Below are 21,021 nucleotides of genomic sequence, written 5' to 3'. Positions count from 1 at the left end.
ACGCCCTGCCATGATGCGCTGGCTCTCCTGGCTGGCCGGTGGTGCCCTGCTGCTCTACCCGCTGGCGGTCTACTGGGGGCTGACCCACGCCGGTCAGACCCCGCTGCTGCTCGGCTTGCTGCTCATCTTCTCGCTGCGGCTCTTGCCCGGCCTGCTCAAGGGGCGGGTCCGGCTCGGCCTCTTGCCGGAGTGGCTCTGGCTGGGCCGCCTGCTGGCCTGCATCGGCTTGGGGCTGACCCTGCTGTCTGCCCTGTTCAGCGCCCGGCACTGGCTGCTCTACTACCCGCTGGCGGTGAGCCTGGCGCTGCTCTGTCTGTTCGGCTGGAGCCTGACCCGTCCCATGAGCCTGGTGGAGCGGCTGGCCCGCCTGCAGGATCCCGCTTTGCCGCCGGCAGCCATCGGCTACACCCGGCGGGTGACCCAGGTCTGGTGCGGCTTCTTCGTCATCAACGGCGCGCTGGCGGCCTTCACCATCTGGCACAGGGATCTGGCGCTCTGGAGCCTCTACAACGGTCTCATCAGCTACGCCCTGATGGGCGGCCTGATGGGCGCTGAGTATCTGGTGCGCCGCCGCCTGCTCAAGAGGCTGGCCCCATGACCCTGCTGCAAACTATCTGGCAGCGGGACGGCGAGCGCGTGGTGGCGTTCGGCCCGGATGGCGAGGTGACCCTGGCCGAGCTGCGCCGTGGCAGCCTGCAACTGGCGCGGGCCATGGCCCGTCTGGCCGGCCCCGAGCGGCCAAGCATGCGCTGGGCACTCTGTTTCGATGACAGCCTGCTGTTTGCCCAGGCGCTGCTTGCCTGCGCCCTCGGCGGGCACAGGGCCATCCTGCCGGGCCATCAGCGGCTGGCCGGTCTGCAGGCGCTGCAGAGCCAGTTCGACGGCCTGCTCACCGACGGCGAGCTGCCGGGTGCGGCGCTCACGGCGGCGCAGCTCAGGCTGCCGCTGCTGGTGGCGGATGACGAACCGGATGCAGACGGCGCGGTCCTGCCGCCCGAGCGCCTCAGTCTCACCCTGTTCAGCTCCGGCTCCACCGGCGAGCCCAAGGCGATCTCCAAGGCCTGGCCCCAGCTGGAGGCGGAGTTGCGGGTGCAGATGGCGTTGTGGGGCGAGCGGCTGGCGGGCACCCGGGTGCTGGCCAGCGTCAGTCACCAGCACATCTACGGCCTGCTGTTTCGCATTCTGTTGCCGCTTGGTCTCGGTATCCCCTTTGATCGCCGCAGCATCGATTATCCGGAGCAGCTGGCGCTGCAAACGGCCCCCTGGTGCCTGATCGCCTCTCCTGCGTTTCTGAGCCGGCTCGACCCGGCCATTGCTGCCGCCGGCTGCCGGCTGATCGTCTCCTCCGGCGGCCCCCTGCAACCGGGCGATGCCCAGCAGGCCAGACAGCTGTTCGGTCAGCTGCCGGTGGAGATCTTCGGCAGCAGCGAGACCGGCGGCATCGGCTGGCGTCAGCGCCACCAGGTACAGACTCCCTGGACGACACTGCCCGGGGTCGAGGTGCGGGTCGGCCCGGAGCAGGGCCTGCTGCTGCGCTCCCCCTTCCTGCCGACGGCGGAGTGGCTCGCCTGCGCCGATCGCATCGCCTTGCACGAGGGCGGTTTCGAGCTGCTGGGCCGCCAGGATCGGGTGGTCAAGCTGGAGGAGAAGCGCATCTCCCTCGACGAGGTGGAGGCGCGCCTGCAGGGGCTGGCGGAGGTGGAAGCGGCCGCCGTGCTGCCGCTGCAACAGGGCCAGCGCCAGATCCTCGGCGCCGTGCTGGTGCTGAGCGAATTGGGCGCCGCCCGCTGGGCCGAGCTCGGGCCCGGGCGTTTCCTGCTGGCCCTGCGCCAGCAGCTGCGTCCCTGGCTCGAGCCGGTTGCCCTGCCACGCAGCGTGCGCCGGGTCGAGCAGATGCCCGTCAACGCTCAGGGCAAGCGGCCCTGGCCACAACTCAAGGAGCTGTTCGATGAGCCTCTCGGTTGACACTCTGCCAGCGAATACCTTGCCCACCGTGCTGGCCTGCGAGACGCTGGCCGACGGGGTGCGCCTGCAACTGCGGCTCGATCCCGATTTGCCCTGGTTTACAGGCCATTTCCCCGGTGCGCCCCTGCTGCCTGGAGTGACCCAGATCCACTGGGTGATGCACTATGCCGCCAGCCTGCTCAAGCTGGCGCAGCCGTTTCACGGGGTGGATCAGCTCAAGTTCCAGCGCCCCCTGCGCCCCGGGGCCGAGTGCAGCCTGCACCTGCAGTGGCAGGCGGACAAGGGCCAGCTCCTCTTTCATTATCTGCTCGGCGATGAGCCAGCGAGCAGCGGACGGGTGCGGCTGACCCCATGACGCCCTGCATTCTCATCCCCTGTTACAACCACGCCGGCCCGCTGGCCGCCGTGCTGGCACGGCTGGCCGAATACGGGCTGCCCTGTCTGCTGATCGACGATGGTAGCGAGCCGGTCGCCGCCGCCGAGCTGGCTGCGCTGGCCGCGCGTTACCCCTGGGTTACCCTGCTGCGCCACCCCCACAACCAGGGCAAGGGCGGCGCCGTGATGACGGGGCTGCGCCGCGCCCATGCACTCGGCTTCAGCCACGCCCTGCAGGTGGATGCCGACGGCCAGCACGATCTGGCTGACATTCCGGCCCTGCTGGCCGAGGCGGACAAGCACCCGGCGGCGCTTGTCTCCGGCCGCCCGCTCTACGATGATTCCGTGCCCAAGGGGCGCCTCTACGGCCGCTACATCACCCATGTCTGGGTCTGGATCGAGACGCTGTCGTTCGCCATCAAGGACAGCATGTGCGGCTTTCGGGTCTATCCGCTGGTGGCCACCTGCGCGCTGCTCGAGCGGGTGGCGCTCGGCCGGCGGATGGATTTCGACACCGAGGTGATGGTGCGCCTCTACTGGGCCGGGGTGGCGGTGCGCTTCGTGCCGACCCGGGTCATCTATCCCGCCGATGGCAGCTCCCACTTCCAGCTCTGGCGCGACAACCGCGACATCTCCTGGATGCACACCCGGCTGGTGTGCCGCCTGCTGTGGGATCAGCTGCTGCGCATCGGCCGCTGGCCCCGCCGTCTCGGCGCTCGGGCGGCGCAGCTGTGGCGTGAGCGGCGTACCCACTGGTCACGCACCCCGGAGCGAGGATCCCTGCTCGGCATGCAGATCATGCTGACCAGCTATCGCCTGCTGGGGCGGCGCGGGTTTTCCCTGCTGCTCTACCCGGTCATCGGCTACTTCTGGCTGACCGGTCGGGCCCAGCGCCAGGCATCCCAAGCCTATCTGACCCGCCTCGAGTCCTTCGCCGATGCGAGCGGTGTGGTGTTGCCCCCTGAGCCGAGATCGAGCTTTCGCCACTTCCTGCGCTTTGGCGAGGCGGCGCTCGACAAGCTGGCGGGCTGGCGCGGCGACATCACGGAGCAACAGGTGGAGCTGGTGGGGGCGGAGCACTACCAGGCCGCCATCAACAGCGGTCAGGGGGTTTTGCTGCTGGGCTCCCACTTAGGCGATCTGGAGCTGTGCCGCGCCCTGGGCAGCCGCAAGCAGGGGCTGCGCATCAATGCGCTGGTGTTCACCCGCCACGCGGCCCGCTTCAACGCCCTGCTCAAGCAGATAAGCCCGGATTCGCACCTCAATCTCATCCAGGTGCAGGAGCTGGGGGCCGATACCGCCATCCTGCTCAAGGAGAAGCTGGAGCGAGGGGAGTGGGTGGTGATCGTCGGCGATCGCACCTCGGTGACCCGGGAGAAGCGGGTGATCTGGGCCGACTTTCTCGGCGCGCCGGCGCCCTTTCCGCTCGGCCCCTTCGTGCTCAGCAGCGTGCTGGGCTGCCCGGTCTACCTGATGTTCGGCCTCAAGGAGCAGGGCCGCTTTCGGGTACATTTCGAGCCCTTTGCCGACGGCCAGCCCCTGCCACGGCAGGGGCGCCAACAGATTCTTGCGTCCCGGGTGCAGGCCTATGCCGATCGCCTGCAGCATCACTGCCTGCAGGCCCCGCTGGACTGGTTCAACTTTTTTGATTTCTGGCAGCTGACCGATGAACAAGAGTGAGATGAGAAGGGTCACCTTCGGCGCCGAGCCGCTGACCATAGAGGACGTGGTGGCGCTGGCCGAAGGGCGCGCCACCCCCGCACTGAATCCGGATCCGGCTTTCATGGCCCGCATCCAGCGGGGCGCCGACTTTCTCGACCGGCTGCTGGCCGAAGAGGGGGTCATCTACGGGGTGACCACCGGCTACGGCGACTCGGTGACCCGGCCGGTGCCGACCGAACTGGTGCCTGAGCTGCCGCTGCACCTGACCCGCTTCCATGGCTGCGGGCTGGGGGCGGATCTCGAGCTCGATGCCGCGCGCGCCGTGCTGGCGACCCGGCTCTGCTCGCTGGCGCAGGGGGTCTCCGGGGTCAGCCCGGCCTTGCTCGAGCGGCTCTGCTGGCTGCTGGAGCAGGATCTGGTGCCGCGCATTCCCGAAGAGGGGTCGGTGGGTGCCAGCGGCGATCTCACCCCGCTCTCCTACGTGGCCGCCGTGCTGGTGGGGGAGCGCGAGCTTCATCACGATGGTGTGCTGCGCCCCGCCGCCGAGGTCTATCGGGAGCTGGGGGTCACCCCCCTGACCCTGCGGCCGAAAGAGGGGCTGGCGCTGATGAACGGCACTTCGGTGATGACGGCGCTGGCCTGCCTCGCCTACGCCCGCACCGACTACCTGATGCGGCTGGCGACCCGGATCACCGCCCTGGTGAGCGTCGCCATGGGGGGCAACGCCTTCCACTTCGACGAGCGGCTGTTTGCCGCCAAGCCGCACCCCGGCATGCAGGGCATCGCGGCCTGGCTGAGGGAAGACCTGGTGGCCGGCGAGCTGCCGCGCCACAGCGACCGGCTGCAGGACAGATACTCGTTGCGCTGCGCCCCCCATGTCATCGGGGTGGTGGCCGACAGCCTGCCCTGGTGGCGTCAGCTCATCGAAAACGAGCTCAACAGCGCCAACGACAACCCGCTGATCGACGGGGAGGGGGAGCACGTGATGCACGGCGGCCACTTCTACGGTGGCCACATCGCCATGGCGATGGACAGCATGAAAGCGGCCGTCGCCAACCTGGCCGACCTGCTGGATCGCCAGCTGGCCCAGCTGGTGGACAGCAAGTTCAACGGCGGCCTGCCGAGCAACCTCTCCGGCGCGCCAGAGGGGCGGCAGATGATCAACCACGGCTTCAAGGCGGTGCAGATCGGCGTCTCGGCCTGGACTGCGGAGGCGCTCAAGCAGACCATGCCCGCCAGCGTCTTCTCCCGCTCCACCGAGTGCCACAACCAGGACAAGGTGAGCATGGGCACCATAGCGGCGCGCGATGCGCTGCGGGTGCTGACCCTGACCGAACAGGTGGCGGCCGCCTGCCTGCTGGCGGCGGTGCAGGGTGTCGAGCTGCGCCTGGCCCGGCCTACCCCCTTCACCCGTCCGCTCGGCACGGCGCTGGCTGGCATGGTCGCGCAGGTGCGAGCCGAGTTTGCCCCGCTGCTGGAAGATCGGGGGCTCGAGCCTGAGCTGAGGGCGCTGATCGCCCGTATTCGCCAGCGCCACTATCCCCTCTATGGGCCGCACCGGGACTGAGACAAGGTCACTATTAATGAGGCAACCCATGCAGAATGAACCCTGGCAGATCAGTACTGAGATCGAGGTGACCATTCCGTTCCACGACGTGGACATGATGGCGGTGGCCTGGCACGGCCACTACTTTCGCTACATCGAGCTGGCCCGCTGCGCCCTGCTCGATCTCATCGACTACAACTACCCGCAGATGGAGGCCTCCGGCTACCTCTGGCCCATCATCGATACCCGGATGAAGTACCTGGCGCCGCTGCGCTTCGGCCAGCGGGTGCGGGTGCGTGCCACCCTGACCGAGTACCAGAATCGCCTGAAGATCGACTATCTGCTGAGCGACGCCGCGAGCGGCACCCGCACCAGCAAGGGTTACAGCATCCAGGTGGCGGTCAGCAAGGCGAGCGGCGAGATGTGCCTGGCCTCGCCCCAGGTGCTGCTGGACAAGCTGGGGGTGAGCCAATGAGCCGGCTGACAAGGCCGCTGCTGGCCGGTCTGCTCCTGCTGCTGACATGGCCGCTGCAGGCGGCGCCCCTGAGCCGGGCCGAGGTGCAGCAGCTGCTGGCCCTGAGTCAGGCCAAGCAGGCCCGCTTCGAGCAGGAGAAGCAGGTGGCGGGGCTGAGCCAGCCGCTCAAAGCCTCCGGCGAGCTGCTGCTGGTGCGCGATCAGGGGCTCTGGTGGCAGCAGCAGAAACCCTTTCCGCTGACCCTTGTCCTGACGCCGACGCGCATGGTGCAGCAGATGGCGGGTCAGCCCGCTACCGTCATCGACAACCCCCAGCTGCTGGAGTTCAGCCAGATGCTGCTGGCGCTGTTCGGCTCGGACGAGGCGACCCTGAGCCGCTACTTCAGCATCGATTTTCACAGCACGGAGGCGGGCTGGCAGCTGGTGCTGGTGCCGATCCTGGCACCGCTCGACAAGGTGTTTGCCAGCCTCACCCTGAGCGGACAGGGGCAGCTGGATCAGCTGCTCATCGCCGACAAGCAGGGCGACAGCACCCGTATCCGTTTCACGGACTGGCGGGATCGCGCTCTGCCACTGACCCCTGAGGAGCATGCCCGCTTTGCTGCCCACTAGCACGATGACGCGCCAGTGCTGCGCCCCCGCCGGGACGAGGAGAGCCCCTCTTGCTGCAAGCTGAAACCACCTGGCGCTGGCTCTCCTGGCTCTGGCTGCTGCTCAGCGCGCTGGCGCTGGCGCTGCTCGGCTGGCAACTCTCCCACAGCCGCATCAACACCAGCCTGATGGATCTGCTGCCCCACGAGGAGCGCTCCGCGCTGGATCCCGCTCTGCGTGAGGGCTTGCTGCGCCAGGTCGACAGGCAGCTTGTCTGGATGCTGAGCCTGCCGGCGGGGCAGGATGGGCTGGCCGCGGCGCAGGCGTGGGCAAAAGACCTGCAGTCCCTGCCCGAGCTCAGCGCGGTGCGCGCCGCTCAGCCGGAGCTGGCCGCCGCCTGGCAAGGCTTCATCTATGACTATGGCTGGCAGCGCCTCGACGAGGGCAGCCGGGCGCGGCTGGCTGCGGGACCAGAGGTCTGGAGCCAGTGGGTGCTCGGCCAGATCTACAGCCCCTTTGGCGGCGTCTCCCGCACCGAGTGGCAGGCCGATCCCCTGCTGCTGACCCGGGCCGCGGTGCAGGGGCAGATGGCCAGCCCCCTGCGCCTCGACCACGGCTGGCTGATCAGCCGGGACGAGGCCGGGCGGCAGTGGTACCTGCTGCGCGCCGAGCTGGACTTGTCGGCCTTCGACCTTGCCCGCAACAGCGAGCTGCTGAGCCGGCTCAACGAGGCGGAGCAACACCTCAAGGCCGAGTTTCCGGGCGTGGAGCTGCTGCGCCGTGGCACCCTCTTCTACAGCCAGCATGCCAGCGAGCTGGCCCAGCAGGACATCTCCACCATAGGGCTCGGCTCCACGGTCGGGGTCTTGCTGCTGATGTGGCTGGCGTTTCGCTCGTTGCGGGCGCTCTGGATCTCCCTGCTGCCCATCGCTGTCGGCCTCGCCTGGGGGGTATTGGCGGTGCTGCTGTGGTTTGGCGAGGTGCACATGTTCACCCTGGTGATCAGCTCCAGCCTGGTCGGCATCATAGATTACGGGATCCACTTCCTGACCGAGCGGCGCCTGCATGGCCGGCAGGAGAGTCCGCACCAGACCCGTGCCCGCCTGCTGCCCAGCCTGTCGATGGCGCTGTTCGCCACCCTGGTCGGCTATGGCCTGCTCTGGCTCGCTCCTTTCCCCGGCCTGCAGCAGATGGCCCTGTGCGCCCTGGTGGGGCTGACTGCGTCATTCATTACCGTGCTCTGCCTGTACCCGCTCTGGCTCGGGGAGTTGCCCCAGCGGGAGGCGCGCGTGCTGGTGCCGATGGCGCTCTGGCTCACATGGTGGCGCGAGTGGCGTCTCTTGCGCTGGGGCGTGCCCCTGCTCTGGCTGACCCTGATCGGCACGGGCTTGAGCCGGCTGGCCGTCGATGACGACATCGCCCGCCTGCAACCGCTGCCCGTCGAGCTGCAGGCGCAGGAGCGGCAGATCCAGCGCCTCACCGGCCAGCAGGGGGGCATGACCGGCTTCCTGGTGACGGCGGCCGACGGTGAAACGGCGTTGCAACGGCTCGAGGCCATGAGCCGCAAACTGGCCGAGGCCAAGGCAGAGGGGCAGCTGACGGGCTTCGTGTCACTGGCCCAGTGGCTGCCCTCGCTGGCACGGCAGCAGGCGGATCACGCCGCCCTCACGGGTCTGTTGCCAGAGGTGGTGACGCGGCTCAACCAGGCCGGGGTGCCGGTCAAGGCCGAGCCTCGCCCCTGGCACCCTCTGACCCCGCAGCAGTGGCTGGCCAGCCCGGTCAGCGAGGGCAGCCGGCTGCTGTGGCATACCATGGCCGATGGCCGGGTGGCGCTCTGGCTGCCGGTCAACGGCGTGACCGATGCGGCCGCCGTGGCGGCCCTGGCCGAGGGGCAGGAGGGGGTGTTCTGGCAGGATCCGCGCAATCAGTGGAGCCAGCTGTTCGCCCACTACCGGGTCAAGCTCACCGAACTGCTGCTGGTGGCGATCGCCCTGGTGGGGGGACTGCTGTGGGCCCGCTTCGGCTGGCGCAAGGGGGGGCGGATCCTGCTGATCAGCGGGTTTTCGCTGGGATCCGGGCTGGCCCTGCTGGCCGCCTGCGGCCAGCCGCTCACCCTGTTCGGGGTGCTGGCCATGAGCCTCATTTTCGGCATCGGCATCGACTACAGCCTCTTTTTTGCCTACAGCGGCGGGGATCCTCTGCGCCAGCGCTCGACCATGTTCGCCATCCTGCTGGCCAACCTGACCACCCAGCTCTCGTTCGGTTTGTTGGCGCTGAGCCACACCTCTGCCATCGCGGGCTTTGGTCTGGTGCTGAGCGGCGGTATCTTTACCGCCTTCCTGTTGTCGCCTCTGGTGCTGGATAAACAGGGATTGAACAAGCCGGCATGCACCCCGCCGGTGCGCGATCACCGGGAGCAGGAGCAACCATGAGACCACTGTTCGCCTTTATCATTCTCTTGCTGGCAGGCTGCAGCAGCCAGCCGACCCCCACCGCCTATCTCGACAAGGGGACCGTCATGACGCTGCCGGCCCCGGTGCTGGCCGCCCCCTTCTATCGCCAGCAGCTGCTGACCGCCAGCGTGGGGGAGAGCACTCACCAGCTGATGACGGTGCTGGAGGCCGATGGCCGCCAGCTGACCCTGGTGGGGCTGACCCCGAGCGGGGTGCGGCTGTTTCTGGTGCGCTATGACCAGCAGGGGATCTCCACCCGCCAGCTCAGCCCGCTGCTCACCACCGGCATGCCGCCGGTGAGCCAGGTGCTGGCGGACGTGATGCTCTGCTACTGGCCGCTCGCCAGCTGGCAGCCACAGCTGCCACCGGGCTGGACGCTGCGCGACGAGGGGCCGCTGCGCCGGCTGCGGGCCCCCGACGGCACTTTGGTGACCGAAATCCGCTACCACGACGTCGACGGCGTGCGCGAGCCGGTCGGCCTGCAGCAGCACGTATTCCACTATCGCCTGCAACTGGAGACCCTGAGCCAATGAGCTGTTATATCGCCGCCTATGGCCTCGTTTCGGCACTGGGAATCGGGCGCGATGCCAGCGCCGAGGCGCTGCTGGCCTGGCAGCAGTCGGGTGTGAGCCCGCTGGATCGCCACCGGGCGCCGCTGCTGGATGGCCGCCAGACCCCGGTGGGGCGAGTGGAGGGGGCGTTGCCGGCCATACCGGCGGCGCTGGCCCCCTACGCCTCGCGCAACAACCAGCTGCTGCTGGCGGCGCTGGCCCAGGTGAGGCCCGCTCTCGACGAGGCGCTGGCGGCCCATGGCCCCGCGCGGGTGGGGCTGGTGCTTGGCACCAGCACCGCCGGGATCGGCGAGGCCGAGCTGGCGGTGGCCGCCGCCCGGCGCGGGGAGGCCGTGCCGCCCGCCTTTGACTATCACCAGCAGGAGCTGGGTTCGCCGTCGGAATTTCTGGCCCGTCATCTCGGCCTGACCGGGCCGGCCTGGACTATCTCCACCGCCTGCTCCTCCAGCGCGCGCGCCTTCATCAGCGGCCAGCGGCTGCTGGCGGCCGGGCTGGTGGACGCCGTGCTGGTGGGCGGCGCCGACAGCCTGTGCGGGCTCACCCTCAACGGCTTTGACAGCCTGGAGTCCCTCAGCTGTGCGCGCTGCCAGCCGTTTGATGAGGCGCGCCAGGGGATCAACATCGGCGAGGGGGCGGCGCTGTTTCTGCTGAGCCGCACGCCTGCGCCGCTGGCGCTGCTGGGGGCGGGGGAGTCCTCCGATGCCTGGCACATCTCGGCGCCCCATCCAGACGGTATCGGCGCCGAGGCGGCCATGCAGATGGCGCTGGCCCAGGCGGGCCTGACGCCGGCGCAGGTGGGCTACGTCAACCTGCACGGCACCGCCACCCGTCTCAACGACGCCATGGAGAGCCAGGCGGTGCATCGGTTGTTTGGTGCCGAGGTGCCCTGCAGCTCCACCAAGCCGCTCACCGGTCATGCCTTGGGGGCGGCGGGGGCCATCGAGGCGGCGCTCGCCTGCCTGCTGCTGGAGCACGCTCTGCCGCTGCCACCCCAGCGGGTGACGACGCCGGATCCGGCGCTGGCGCCCATCCGGCTGGTGAGCGGTGAAGTGCCGCTCGCGGCGCCCCGGGTGCTCTCCAACTCCTTTGCCTTTGGTGGCAACAATGTCAGCCTGCTGTTTGGGAGCGTTCACCATGAATGAGCCAGGTTCACTGCCCGCCATCGAGACCCTGCTGCCTCATCAGGCCCCCATGCTGCTGCTGGATCGGCTCTGCGCGGCGGATGCCCAGCAGGCGCGCTGCGAGACCCGCATCGGTGCCCGCCATGCCCTGCTGCTGGATAGTGAGGGCAACCTGCCCGGCTGGGTCGGCATCGAGCTGATGGCGCAGACCATCGCCGCCTGGGCCGGCATGCAGGGGCGTCTGCGCGGCGAGCCGGTGCGCATCGGCATGCTGCTCGGCAGTCGCAAGTACCGCTGCCTGCGCCCCGTCTTTGCGGCCGGCAGCCTGCTCACCATCGAGGCTTGCTGCCTGTTGCAAGACGGCGGCATGGCCAGTTTTGATTGCCGGATCCTGCTGGCGGGGGAGGAGTGCGCCCAGGCGCGACTCTCCACCTACCAGCCGAGCCCCGGCGAATTGTCCGATTTGTTAGCCTGAGGAAGCTTCATGATCTCTAGCGTATTGGTCACGGGCGCCAGCAAGGGGATAGGCCGCGCCATCGCCCTCAAGCTGGCGGCCGACGGTTTTTCCATCGTGGTGCATTACCACAGCGATCGGGCCGGGGCCGAAGCCACTCTGGCCAGCCTGCAGGCAGCCGGTGGGCAGGGGCGTCTGCTCCAGTTCGACATCGCCGATCGGCAGGGCTGCCGCGCGCAGCTGGAGGCCGACATGACCGAACACGGCGCCTATTATGGCGTGGTCTGCAACGCCGGCATCATCCGTGACGGCGCCTTCCCCGCCCTCACCGACGAGGAGTGGGACGGGGTGCTGCACACCAACCTGGATGGCTTCTACAACCTGCTCAAGCCCTGCATCATGCCGATGATCGGCCTGCGCCGGGGTGGGCGCATCGTGACCATCTCCTCGGTGTCCGGGCTGATGGGCAACCGGGGCCAGGTCAACTACAGCGCCGCCAAGGCGGGCATCATGGGCGCCACCAAGGCGCTGGCGCTGGAGCTTGCCAAGCGCAAGATCACGGTCAACTGCGTGGCCCCCGGCCTCATCGACACCGGCATGGTGGACGAAGAGGTGAAGGCGGAGGCGCTGAAGCTGATCCCGCTCAAGCGGATGGGGCAGGCCGACGAGGTGGCCGGGCTGGTCTCCTACCTGATGTCCGACATCGCCGGCTATGTCACGCGTCAGGTCATCTCCATCAACGGAGGCATGGTATGAAGCGGGTCGTGGTGACCGGCATGGCCGGGGTGACCGCCTTCGGGCAGGATTGGCCGAGTGTGCGGGCCCGCCTGCAGGCGGGGCGCAACGCCGTGGTGAACATGCCGGAGTGGGCCATCTACGACGGCCTCAACACCCGGCTGGCGGCCCCCATTCCGGACTTCACGCTGCCGGCCCACTATCCGCGCAAGAAGACCCGCGCCATGGGGCGGGTGTCCCAGCTGGCGACCGTCGCCAGCGAGCTGGCGCTGGCGCAGGCGGGGCTGCTGGACAACCCGGCGCTCACCGACGGACGCACCGGCATCGCCTACGGCTCCTCCACCGGCAGCACGGATCCCATCCGCGCCTTCGGGGTCATGCTCAACGACAAGAGCACCGCCAGCATCACGGCCACCACCTATGTGCAGATGATGCCGCACACGGCGGCGGTCAACACCGGGCTGTTCTTCGGCCTGCGCGGGCGGGTCATCCCCACCTCCAGCGCCTGCACCTCCGGCAGCCAGGGCATCGGTTATGCCTATGAGGCGATCAAGCACGGCTACCAGACCCTGATGGTGGCTGGCGGGGCGGAGGAGCTCTGCCCGTCGGAGGCCGTGGTGTTCGATACCCTGTTTGCCACCAGCCAGATGAACGACAACCCCGAGCTGGCGCCGCGTCCGTTTGACCGGCAGCGGGACGGGCTGGTGATAGGCGAGGGGGCCGGCACCCTGGTGCTGGAGGAGCTGGAGCATGCGCAGGCGCGCGGCGCCACCATCCTCGCCGAGCTGGTGGGCTTTGCCACCAACTGCGATGCCGCCCACGTGACCCAACCCCAGCAGGAGACCATGCAGCTCTGCATGGAGATGGCGCTGGCTCAGGCCGGTCTCCAGCCTGAGGAGATCGGCTACATCAGCGCCCACGGCACCGCCACCGAGCGCGGTGACATCGCCGAGAGCCATGCCACCGCCGCCATCTTCGGCGACCGCACCCCCATCTCGTCGCTCAAGAGCTACTTCGGCCACACCCTGGGGGCCTGCGGCGCCATCGAGGCCTGGCTGGCGCTGGAGATGATGCAGGAGGGGTGGTTTGCCCCCACCATCAACCTGACCGAGCCGGACCCGGCCTGCGCCCCGCTCGATCACGTGGTGGGCAGTGGCCGCACGCTGGCGGTGAAGTACCTGATGTCCAACAACTTCGCCTTCGGCGGCATCAACACCTCCCTCATCTTCAAACGCTGGTCCTGAGTGTCGGTGCCCTGCCAGGCAGGGCGCCGGTACAGGCTGGGTTTAGCCTTGATGAATTAATATGCCCCCCGTTTTTTTCGGGAGGCATCATGTCTTTGTTATCTGGTTTTTCTTGTGCCGCCGCGCGGCTGCGTGTCCTGCAGGGCGTTCTGTTATCCAGCTTGTTGTGGGCGCTGGCCGCCCCCGCCATGGCCGATGATGAATTTCGGCTGGGCAAGACCATTCTGCTCGGGGTCGGCGATCATCCCGCCATCATTCCCATGCTCGCCTGCCGGCCGACCAAATCCATCATGGTCAAGGCAGGGCGCGAATTGACCCTGGAGCGGGTCAAGGTGTTTTATGGCAACGATCGCAGCAAGACCCTCTATTTCGACAAGGATCTGAAAGAGGATCAGGAGTCGGGGTGGAAATCCCTCGGCAGCCGGCTCTGCATCAAGCGGATCGAGGTGTACGGCAATTCGGAAGGGAGCAAGGCCGGGGTCAAGGTATACGGCCGCAAATAAGCAAAGGGCGGGGCAAATCCCCGCCCAGCCTTTATTTCTTCGGACGAAACGGCTTGATGACGGTCTCGTCGCACTCGAGATAGGGGCCTTCCATCAGGTCGATGCAGTAGGGGATGGCGGGGAAGACCGCATCCAGGCACTCACGGATCGACTTGGGTTTGCCCGGCAGGTTGACGATGAGCGAGCTGCCGCGCAAACCGGCGGTCTGGCGCGACAGGATGGCGGTCGGCACGAACTTGAGGGATTCGGCCCGCATCAGCTCGCCAAAGCCCGGCATCATGCGATCGCACACCGCCTCGGTGGCCTCCGGGGTGACGTCCCGCTTGGCCGGCCCGGTGCCGCCGGTGGTGACGATGAGGCTGCACTGCTCCTGATCTGCCAGCCGGATCAGGGTCGCTTCGATCTGCTCCTGTTCATCGGGGATCACCTGATAGACGGGCTCCCACGCCGAGGTCAAATATGCGTTCAGCGTGTCGATGATGGCCTTGCCGGACAGGTCTTCATAGATGCCTGCACTGGCGCGATCGCTGACGGTGACGATACCGATTCTTGCCTTGCTCATGGTCTGCTCTTGGTTGCCGCTATAAGTGGCAAATAAAATAACATAATCAGCAAGATATGTTAAACCAGCCGGATGGTGGCGCGAAGGTGAGCGTCAAATGGCAAACCATATTGGCAGCCTCCTTTCAATAAGACATAACATCGGCATATTGCCGTGCCAAAAATGTATAAACGAACCCGCCATCGATATTCAGGAATAATCGGTTGATCCATAACGAATAACCCGTCTGGGTTCCCACCACGCCGTCATCTTTTGGCGCAAGAGGAGGGGAAAGCAGGCCCGGCGGATTGAACCGCGGCGGGGTTCGGCTTATATAACTCCATATGCGATTGGTGAAAATATGAACCGATTGTTGTTGTTTGAGTATCACCATGCAGCGGCTGGCCGCGGGAGGGCATATGGAGTTGCCTGATTTTGATACCTTGAAACGGTTGGCGGTGGCGGAGCCCGAGCGGCTCGACGAGTTGCTGCAGCAGCAGATTGAGGGGCTGATCGACCGGGTCAGCCCGCAGCAGCAAATGCGTCTGCGCGGTCTGCAATTTCGCATCGACTGTCAGCGTCAGCTGGCCAAAAACAACCTGGACAGCTGCATCCGGATTGCCGCCATGATGCACGACTCCTTTTATTCCATGCGCTGTGAAATGGTTCATCTCAATAATCCTGATTATGCTGAACCACTGCCGGAATATAAGGAGAACAATGTCCTCTATTTTAGCGATTATTACCGCAAGAAAAAATAATATTATTCCCGAGTAATTATCAAAATATATCTCCGTTATTCTGCGCAGTTGCCGGGTGAGGCTGGCTGACGAACGTTGAACAGTTTGGCGTGATTTGTAATCCATTTGATGTATTTTTGTGTCGCCTTTTATTTTATTTGAGTTTGGTTATTGGCGTGATATGTGTAGATGTATGGCGCCGATTGTTAGGCTAATATGGCGAGACTTTTTTAATTTGCTACGACTCGAAGGGATTATGAGAAGTATCACACCAAGACGGGTGCTGTCGCGGGAGCAGCAGACGGAAATCACCCGCATTATCGTCAAGGTGGGCCAGATGCTGGCCCAGTTCGGGGCCGAGAGTCGCATCATCGAGCAGACCACGGTCCGGCTCGGCATGGCGCTCGGGCTGGAGAGCGTCGAGATGGCCATCTCCTCCAGCGCCATCGTGCTCACCAGCCTCTATCAGGGCAGTTGCGTCACCACCACCCGGCGGGTGCGCGAGCATGGCATCAACATGCAGGTGGTGTGCGAGATCCAGCGTATCTGCATCATGGCGGAGAAGGAGCTGATCGGCGCGCGGGAAGTGCGTCAGCGGCTCGATGCCATAGTGCCGTTTCACTATCACCCCTGGCTGGTGGTGCCCATGGTGGGGCTCTCCTGCGGCGCTTTCAGCCTGCTGTTTGGCGGTGACTGGCCCATCTTCCTGGTGACCTGCTTCTCGGCCTCGGTCGCCATGCGGGTGCGTCAGCTGATCGCCCGCCATCACCACAGCCCCCTCATCAACTTTGCCGCCACCGGTTTCATTGCCACCCTGCTCGCCTCCAGCGCCACCTTCTTCAACTGGGGGGCGCAGCCCTATCTCGCCATGGCGGCCAGCGTACTGCTGCTGGTGCCGGGCTTTCCGCTCATCAACGCGGTCTCCGACATGGTGAAGGGTTACTTCAACATGGGGCTGGCCCGCTGGGGCACGGCGACCCTGCTGACCATCAGCGCGGCGATAGGGATTATTCTCGCCATGTCGGTGACCGGCATCTGGGGGTGGAAGGTATGAAGAGCTTTGACGTTGTATCGACTCTATTGATCGGGGCAAACCGGCTATCCATCAGCGTGCGGAACCATATCGGGATCATTCTCGCCATGTCGGTGACCGGTATCTGGGGGTGGAAGGTATGATGGATTTCATCTGGCTGCTGGCCAAGGATGCCTTCTGGTCGGCCATTCCGGCGGTAGGGTTTGCCATGTTGTTCAACGTGCCGCCACGGATGTTGAAGTACTGTGCCATGGGCGGTGCGCTGGCCCACAGTCTGCGCACCATGCTGATCCATCAGGGCATGCCCATAGAGTGGGCCACCCTGGCGGCGGCGACCACGGTCGGCTTTGTCTGCGTCTACTGGTCGCGCCGGTTGCTGGCGCCGCGCCCGGTGTTCAGCGTCGCCTCTATCATCCCGATGATCCCGGGCAGCTATGCGTTCAAGGCGATGATCGCGGTGGTGGAGCTCAATATCTCCGGAGTAACCATGGAGCTTATCCAGAGCGCGGTGGAAAACGGCCTCAAGGCGCTGTTTATCGTGGGGGCCCTGAGTTTCGGTTTGGCGATCCCCTCCCTGGTCGTGTACCGTAACCGCCCCATTATCTGACCGACGGTTCGAGAGGTTGACCCCATGATGATTTCCATGATTGCCGCCATGGCCCACGATCGGGTGATAGGGCTGGACAACCAGATGCCCTGGCTCCTGCCGGCAGATCTGGCCCACTTCAAGCGGGTGACCCTGGGCAAGCCGGTGCTGATGGGGCGCAAGACCTTTGAATCCATCGGGCGGCCGCTGCCTGGCCGCCGCAATCTGGTGATCAGCCGCAACCCCGACTACCGGGCCGACGGCGTGGAGGTCATCGATTCGGTGGAGGCGGCGCTGGCGTTGCTGGCCGGCAGCGACGTGGCCGAGCTGATGGTGATCGGGGGCGGTCATCTCTACGGCCAGCTGCTGCCACGGGCCGACAGGCTCTATCTGACCCGCATCGATCTGGCGGTGGAGGGGGATACCCGCTTCCCGGCCTTCGACGAGGGCGACTGGTCGTGCATCGAGCGCGAGTCACATCAGCCCGACGAGAAGAACCCCCACTCCTACTGTTTCGAGACTTGGCAGCGGCGCTGACGGGCGACGTTACCGCTCTGGCAGATAAAAGGCCCCTTGTGCTGCACAAGGGGCCTTTTTGTTGCCCGTAGCTGCCTCGTTAGGGATGAATGGCGGCGTTGATCAGGGTATCGATTGACCTGCGCCCTCTCTGTTTTTTCCTAAAATGGAACTAAAAATTCATTAGCTGTCTAATTATTTTGTTGCCCTTGGCAGATACGCGCGATTCCTTCCTTGTCTGGCGCATCTTCTTGGCCTTTTACCGGCTTTCTTTCTCAATCGTTCAGGTGTTTAGATTGAATTCATTTGCATTTCATGGCTTGATATAGAGTCTTGTACCATCTTTTGATGAATTTTTATGGTGTTAAATAATCCTTAAAAATCAATTATTTGTGATTTTGTCTTTTTGTTTGGACTCTTTTGGTTCTTTTGTTTTGGCTGAAAATTACTTAGTGTTGAAAGTAATTGGCTCACGTTCGACGGTTTGCCAGGCAAGTCGTCGGCCAAGAAAAAAGGACAATATGACAGTCAAACTCGAGGTTAAATCACTCTACAAAATCTTCGGCGATCAGCCGGAAAAAGCGTTCAAACTGCTGGCGAAAGGGCATGACCGCGCCAGCATCCTGCAAAAAACCGGGCAGACCCTGGGGGTCCAGGATGTCAATCTGGCCATCGACGAAGGGGAGATCTTCGTGGTGATGGGCCTCTCCGGCTCGGGCAAATCCACCCTGGTGCGTCTCTTCAACCGGCTGATCGAGCCGACCCGCGGCCAGGTGCTGATCGATGGCGAGGATATCGCCGCCATCTCCGACAGCGAGCTGCGTCAGGTTCGGCGCAAAAAGATCAGCATGGTATTCCAGTCCTTCGCCCTGATGCCGCACCTGAGCGTGCTGGAAAACACCGCCTTCGGGCTGGAGCTGGCCGGAGTGCCACTGGCGGAGCGCCAGCAGAGCGCCCGCCAGGCGCTCCATCAGGTGGGCTTGGGTCAGTGGATCGATGCCTTCCCCGATGCCCTCTCTGGCGGCATGAAGCAGCGGGTCGGTCTGGCCCGCGCGCTGGCCAACGACCCTGACATCCTGCTGATGGACGAGGCTTTTTCGGCGCTGGATCCGCTGATCCGTACCGAGATGCAGGACGAGCTGCTCAAGCTGCAGGCCAGCCAGCAGCGCACCATCGTCTTCATCTCCCACGATCTGGACGAGGCAATGCGCATCGGCGATCGCATCGCCATCATGCAGGACGGCCAGCTGGTGCAGGTCGGCACCCCGGACGAGATCCTCAACCAGCCCGCCAACGACTATGTGCGCGCTTTCTTTCGCGGGGTGGATCTGGCCAACGTGTTCAGCGCCCGCGACGTGGCCAGCCGCAAGCAGATGCCGCTCATCAAGAAGCACACCACCGACGGGCCCGGCAACGCCCTGCGCCAGCTCAAGGAGCAGGAGCGGGAGTTCGGTTACGTGGTGGATCGCCGGCGCCGCTTCATCGGGGTCGTCTCGGTGGAGTCGCTCGGTCAGGCGGTCAGGGCCAAAGGCAGCCTGGAGCAGGCGCTGCTGACTGACATCCAGCCCATTCTGGCGGACACCGCCCTCAACGAACTGATCAGCCAGGTGGCGGCCGCTCCCTGTCAGGTGCCCGTGGTCGAGGAGGATGGCACTTACCTGGGCCTCATCTCCAAGGCCAACCTGCTGAACACCCTGGACAGGAGTACCCCGGCATGAAGCGGATGAATCCCCATTTTTTACTGAGCGGGCTGCTGGCCCTGGTGCTGCTGGCGAGCCCCTCCCTGCGTGCCGATGAGGCTGCTGTCGACCCCTGGGGGGCCAGTGCAACTGCCACCGAGGTTGCCGATCCCTGGGGCAGTACCGACGCTGAGGCTACCGACTGGCAGAACCAGATCGAGGCGGTCGATACCACTGCCGCCGTCGACTGGCTGGATCCCTTCCAGCAGGCGCTGGTGCCGCTGGATAGCTGGGTCGAGGGCGGCATCGGCTGGCTGGTGGACAACCTGCGACCCGTGTTTCAGCTGATCCGTGCGCCTGTGGAGCTGGCGCTGGGCGGCATGACCCATCTGCTGCAGACGGTGCCCTCCACCCTGATGATCGGCTTGCTGACCCTGATCGCCTGGCAACTGGTGAACGGTCGCATGGCGCTGGGGACCCTGTTCTCACTGGTGGTGGTGGGCCTGATCGGCGCCTGGTCCGATGCCATGGTGACCCTGTCGCTGGTGCTGACCTCGCTATTCTTCTGTGTGCTGATCGGGCTGCCGGTCGGCATCCTGCTGGCGAGGAGCGAGCGACTGTCGCGCTGGACCCGGCCGCTGCTGGATGCGATGCAGACCACGCCGGCCTTCGTCTACCTCATCCCCATCGTCATGCTGTTCGGCATCGGCAACGTGCCCGGGGTGGTGGTGACCGTCATCTTCGCGCTGCCGCCGATGATCCGGCTGACCATGCTGGGCATTCGTCAGGTGCCAGCCGATCTGGTGGAGGCGGCCCACTCGTTCGGCGCCAGCCCCTCCCAGCTGCTGTTCAAGGTACAGCTGCCGCTCGCCATGCCCACCATCATGGCCGGGGTCAACCAGACCCTGATGCTGGCGCTCTCCATGGTGGTGATCGCCTCCATGATCGCGGTGGGGGGCCTCGGCCAGATGGTGCTGCGCGGCATCGGCCGGCTCGACATGGGGCTCGCCTCCATCGGCGGCCTCGGCATCGTGCTGCTGGCCATCGTGCTCGACCGCCTGACCCAGGCGATGGGGCAGCCGGATCGCAGCCGTACCGGCCGCTGGTATCAACGCGGCCCCGCCGCCCTGCTGCTGCGCCTGCTCGGCCGCGACAAGTCAATCGATTACAAAGGAGTAAATGCATGAGGCTTATCACCAAGACGCTGACCCTGGGTTCCCTGCTGTTGAGCTCCCAACTGCTCGGCCCGCTCGCCATGGCCAGCACCGAGCTGCCGGGGGAGGGCGTGCGCGTCCAGCCCCTGCAGAGCTCGTTGCCGGAGGAGAGTTTTCAGACCCTGCTGGTGAGCAAGCTGATGGCGCGCCTGGGCTATGACGTCCAGCCGGCCCAGGAGGTGGATTACAACGTGGCCTACGCCTCGGTGGCGCAGGGGGATGGCACCTTCCTCGCCTTCAACTGGATACCGCTGCAAAACAACAAGTATGAACAAGCTGGCGGTGACAAGGTGTTCTTCCGCGAGGGCACCTATGTGGCCGGGGCCGCCCAGGGCTATCTCATCGACAAGCAGACCGCGACCCAGTACGGCATCACCAACCTGGGTCAGCTCAAGGATCCCAAACTGGCGGCGTTGTTTGACGGCGATGGCGACGGCAAGGCCGACCTGGTGGGCTGCAACCCGGGTTGGGGCTGCGAAGAGGCGATCAACCGTCATCTGGCCGGGTTTGGCCTGACCCCGACTGTCACCCACAAGCAGGGTAACTACGCGGCGCTGATCGCCGATACCCGTGCCCGTTACCAGGCCGGCAAGCCGGTGCTCTACTACACCTGGACTCCCTACTGGCTCAGCAGCGAGCTGGTGCCGGGCAAGGACGTGGTGTGGCTGGAGGTGCCCGCCGACGGCCCTGATGCGGCCAAGACCCGGCTGCCGAACGGCAAGAACTACGGCTTCCCGGTCAACACCATCCACATCGTCGCCAACAAGCAGTTCGCCGAGGCCAACCCGGCAGCCGCCAGGCTGTTCTCCATCGTCAAGCTGCCGCTTAATGACATCAACGTCCAGAACGGCCTGATGAACAAGGGGCAGAACAAGCCGGCGGACGTGGAACGTCACGCCGACGCCTGGCTCAAGGGTCACGAGGCGCTGGTGAACGACTGGCTGACCCAGGCGCGCGCCGCCGCCAAGTAATGAGGGGCGGTAGCTCGCTCTTTGCGCAAAGAAAAACGCCCGGCTG

22 protein-coding genes are annotated in these 21,021 nt (G+C 65.7%); 21 read left to right on the top strand and 1 reads right to left on the bottom strand.

Annotated elements, in window-relative coordinates; genetic code table 11:
- Positions 1-10: 10 nt before the first annotated feature.
- From OKC29_RS09920 to OKC29_RS09855, 14 genes are all read left to right on the top strand, one after another.
- On the top strand, positions 11-598 hold the full coding sequence (locus OKC29_RS09920; protein WP_174892448.1) for a hypothetical protein: 588 nt from the start codon (positions 11-13) through the stop codon (positions 596-598).
- Positions 595-1,965 carry an AMP-binding protein gene (locus tag OKC29_RS09915; RefSeq protein WP_073351450.1) on the top strand — a complete coding sequence of 457 codons (1,371 nt, stop codon included), beginning with the start codon at positions 595-597 and terminating at the stop codon, positions 1,963-1,965. The genes OKC29_RS09920 and OKC29_RS09915 overlap by 4 nt, the downstream gene beginning before the upstream one ends.
- On the top strand, positions 1,949-2,320 hold the full coding sequence (locus OKC29_RS09910; protein ID WP_073351449.1) for a 3-hydroxyacyl-ACP dehydratase FabZ family protein: 372 nt from the start codon (positions 1,949-1,951) through the stop codon (positions 2,318-2,320). Before OKC29_RS09915 ends, OKC29_RS09910 begins: the two co-directional genes overlap by 17 nt.
- The gene (locus OKC29_RS09905; RefSeq protein WP_073351447.1) at positions 2,317-4,020 is read left to right on the top strand and encodes a glycosyltransferase family 2 protein; all 1,704 of its coding nucleotides are present in this window, start codon (positions 2,317-2,319) and stop codon (positions 4,018-4,020) included. The genes OKC29_RS09910 and OKC29_RS09905 overlap by 4 nt, the downstream gene beginning before the upstream one ends.
- Positions 4,007-5,569 (top strand): HAL/PAL/TAL family ammonia-lyase, encoded by a 1,563-nt coding sequence (locus tag OKC29_RS09900; protein WP_073351445.1) that lies wholly within the window; start codon positions 4,007-4,009, stop codon positions 5,567-5,569. Before OKC29_RS09905 ends, OKC29_RS09900 begins: the two co-directional genes overlap by 14 nt.
- Positions 5,570-5,597: 28 nt before the next feature.
- Complete coding sequence (locus OKC29_RS09895) at positions 5,598-6,023, top strand: acyl-CoA thioesterase (RefSeq protein ID WP_042065889.1); 426 nt, start codon at positions 5,598-5,600, stop codon at positions 6,021-6,023.
- Complete coding sequence (locus OKC29_RS09890) at positions 6,020-6,634, top strand: outer membrane lipoprotein carrier protein LolA (RefSeq protein WP_073351444.1); 615 nt, start codon at positions 6,020-6,022, stop codon at positions 6,632-6,634. The genes OKC29_RS09895 and OKC29_RS09890 overlap by 4 nt, the downstream gene beginning before the upstream one ends.
- A 50-nt stretch (positions 6,635-6,684) precedes the next feature.
- On the top strand, positions 6,685-9,045 hold the full coding sequence (locus OKC29_RS09885; protein WP_073351443.1) for an MMPL family transporter: 2,361 nt from the start codon (positions 6,685-6,687) through the stop codon (positions 9,043-9,045).
- Positions 9,042-9,599 (top strand): DUF3261 domain-containing protein, encoded by a 558-nt coding sequence (locus OKC29_RS09880; protein ID WP_073351441.1) that lies wholly within the window; start codon positions 9,042-9,044, stop codon positions 9,597-9,599. Before OKC29_RS09885 ends, OKC29_RS09880 begins: the two co-directional genes overlap by 4 nt.
- A complete protein-coding gene (locus tag OKC29_RS09875) occupies positions 9,596-10,780 on the top strand; it encodes a beta-ketoacyl-ACP synthase (RefSeq protein ID WP_073351439.1) in 1,185 nt (394 codons plus the stop codon). Before OKC29_RS09880 ends, OKC29_RS09875 begins: the two co-directional genes overlap by 4 nt.
- Positions 10,773-11,234, top strand: coding sequence for an ApeP family dehydratase (locus OKC29_RS09870; RefSeq protein WP_073351437.1), 462 nt, complete (start codon positions 10,773-10,775; stop codon positions 11,232-11,234). Before OKC29_RS09875 ends, OKC29_RS09870 begins: the two co-directional genes overlap by 8 nt.
- Before the next feature lie 9 nt (positions 11,235-11,243).
- Positions 11,244-11,969: a 3-ketoacyl-ACP reductase FabG2 gene (locus tag OKC29_RS09865; RefSeq protein WP_073351435.1), complete on the top strand. Its 726-nt coding sequence runs from the start codon at positions 11,244-11,246 to the stop codon at positions 11,967-11,969.
- Positions 11,966-13,192, top strand: coding sequence for a beta-ketoacyl-ACP synthase (locus OKC29_RS09860; RefSeq protein WP_073351433.1), 1,227 nt, complete (start codon positions 11,966-11,968; stop codon positions 13,190-13,192). The genes OKC29_RS09865 and OKC29_RS09860 overlap by 4 nt, the downstream gene beginning before the upstream one ends.
- An 89-nt stretch (positions 13,193-13,281) precedes the next feature.
- Complete coding sequence (locus OKC29_RS09855) at positions 13,282-13,695, top strand: DUF2541 family protein (protein WP_039214738.1); 414 nt, start codon at positions 13,282-13,284, stop codon at positions 13,693-13,695.
- 31 nt (positions 13,696-13,726) lie between these two features.
- Here OKC29_RS09855 and mog read toward each other — a convergent pair whose 3' ends face one another.
- Positions 13,727-14,257, bottom strand: a complete 531-nt coding sequence (gene mog, locus OKC29_RS09850) for a molybdopterin adenylyltransferase (RefSeq protein ID WP_016351777.1) — start codon at positions 14,255-14,257, stop codon at positions 13,727-13,729.
- 398 nt (positions 14,258-14,655) lie between these two features.
- On the opposite strand from mog, the gene OKC29_RS09845 reads away from it, so the two are divergent.
- The 7 genes from OKC29_RS09845 to proX all read left to right on the top strand — a co-directional run bounded on the left by OKC29_RS09845 (position 14,656) and on the right by proX (position 20,975).
- Positions 14,656-14,997 (top strand): DUF3135 domain-containing protein, encoded by a 342-nt coding sequence (locus OKC29_RS09845; protein WP_073351432.1) that lies wholly within the window; start codon positions 14,656-14,658, stop codon positions 14,995-14,997.
- 235 nt (positions 14,998-15,232) lie between these two features.
- Positions 15,233-16,030: a threonine/serine exporter family protein gene (locus OKC29_RS09840; RefSeq protein ID WP_011707144.1), complete on the top strand. Its 798-nt coding sequence runs from the start codon at positions 15,233-15,235 to the stop codon at positions 16,028-16,030.
- A gap of 118 nt (positions 16,031-16,148) precedes the next feature.
- Positions 16,149-16,616 (top strand): threonine/serine exporter family protein, encoded by a 468-nt coding sequence (locus OKC29_RS09835; RefSeq protein ID WP_073351431.1) that lies wholly within the window; start codon positions 16,149-16,151, stop codon positions 16,614-16,616.
- A gap of 24 nt (positions 16,617-16,640) precedes the next feature.
- A complete protein-coding gene (gene folA, locus OKC29_RS09830; protein WP_073351429.1) occupies positions 16,641-17,132 on the top strand; it encodes a type 3 dihydrofolate reductase in 492 nt (163 codons plus the stop codon).
- Positions 17,133-17,632: 500 nt separating this feature from the next.
- On the top strand, positions 17,633-18,829 hold the full coding sequence (proV, locus tag OKC29_RS09825) for a glycine betaine/L-proline ABC transporter ATP-binding protein ProV (RefSeq protein WP_049048238.1): 1,197 nt from the start codon (positions 17,633-17,635) through the stop codon (positions 18,827-18,829).
- Positions 18,826-19,977, top strand: coding sequence for a glycine betaine/L-proline ABC transporter permease ProW (gene proW, locus OKC29_RS09820; RefSeq protein WP_005348125.1), 1,152 nt, complete (start codon positions 18,826-18,828; stop codon positions 19,975-19,977). The genes proV and proW overlap by 4 nt, the downstream gene beginning before the upstream one ends.
- Positions 19,974-20,975, top strand: coding sequence for a glycine betaine/L-proline ABC transporter substrate-binding protein ProX (gene proX / locus OKC29_RS09815; RefSeq protein ID WP_073351427.1), 1,002 nt, complete (start codon positions 19,974-19,976; stop codon positions 20,973-20,975). Before proW ends, proX begins: the two co-directional genes overlap by 4 nt.
- Positions 20,976-21,021: the final 46 nt, after the last annotated feature.

Origin of the sequence: Aeromonas sp. QDB34 (genome assembly GCF_027705405.1) — a bacterium.
GTDB classification, from domain to species: domain Bacteria; phylum Pseudomonadota; class Gammaproteobacteria; order Enterobacterales; family Aeromonadaceae; genus Aeromonas; species Aeromonas hydrophila.
Note: the sequence above shows the minus strand (reverse complement) of the source record. Positions and strands in the feature narration are given on the sequence as shown.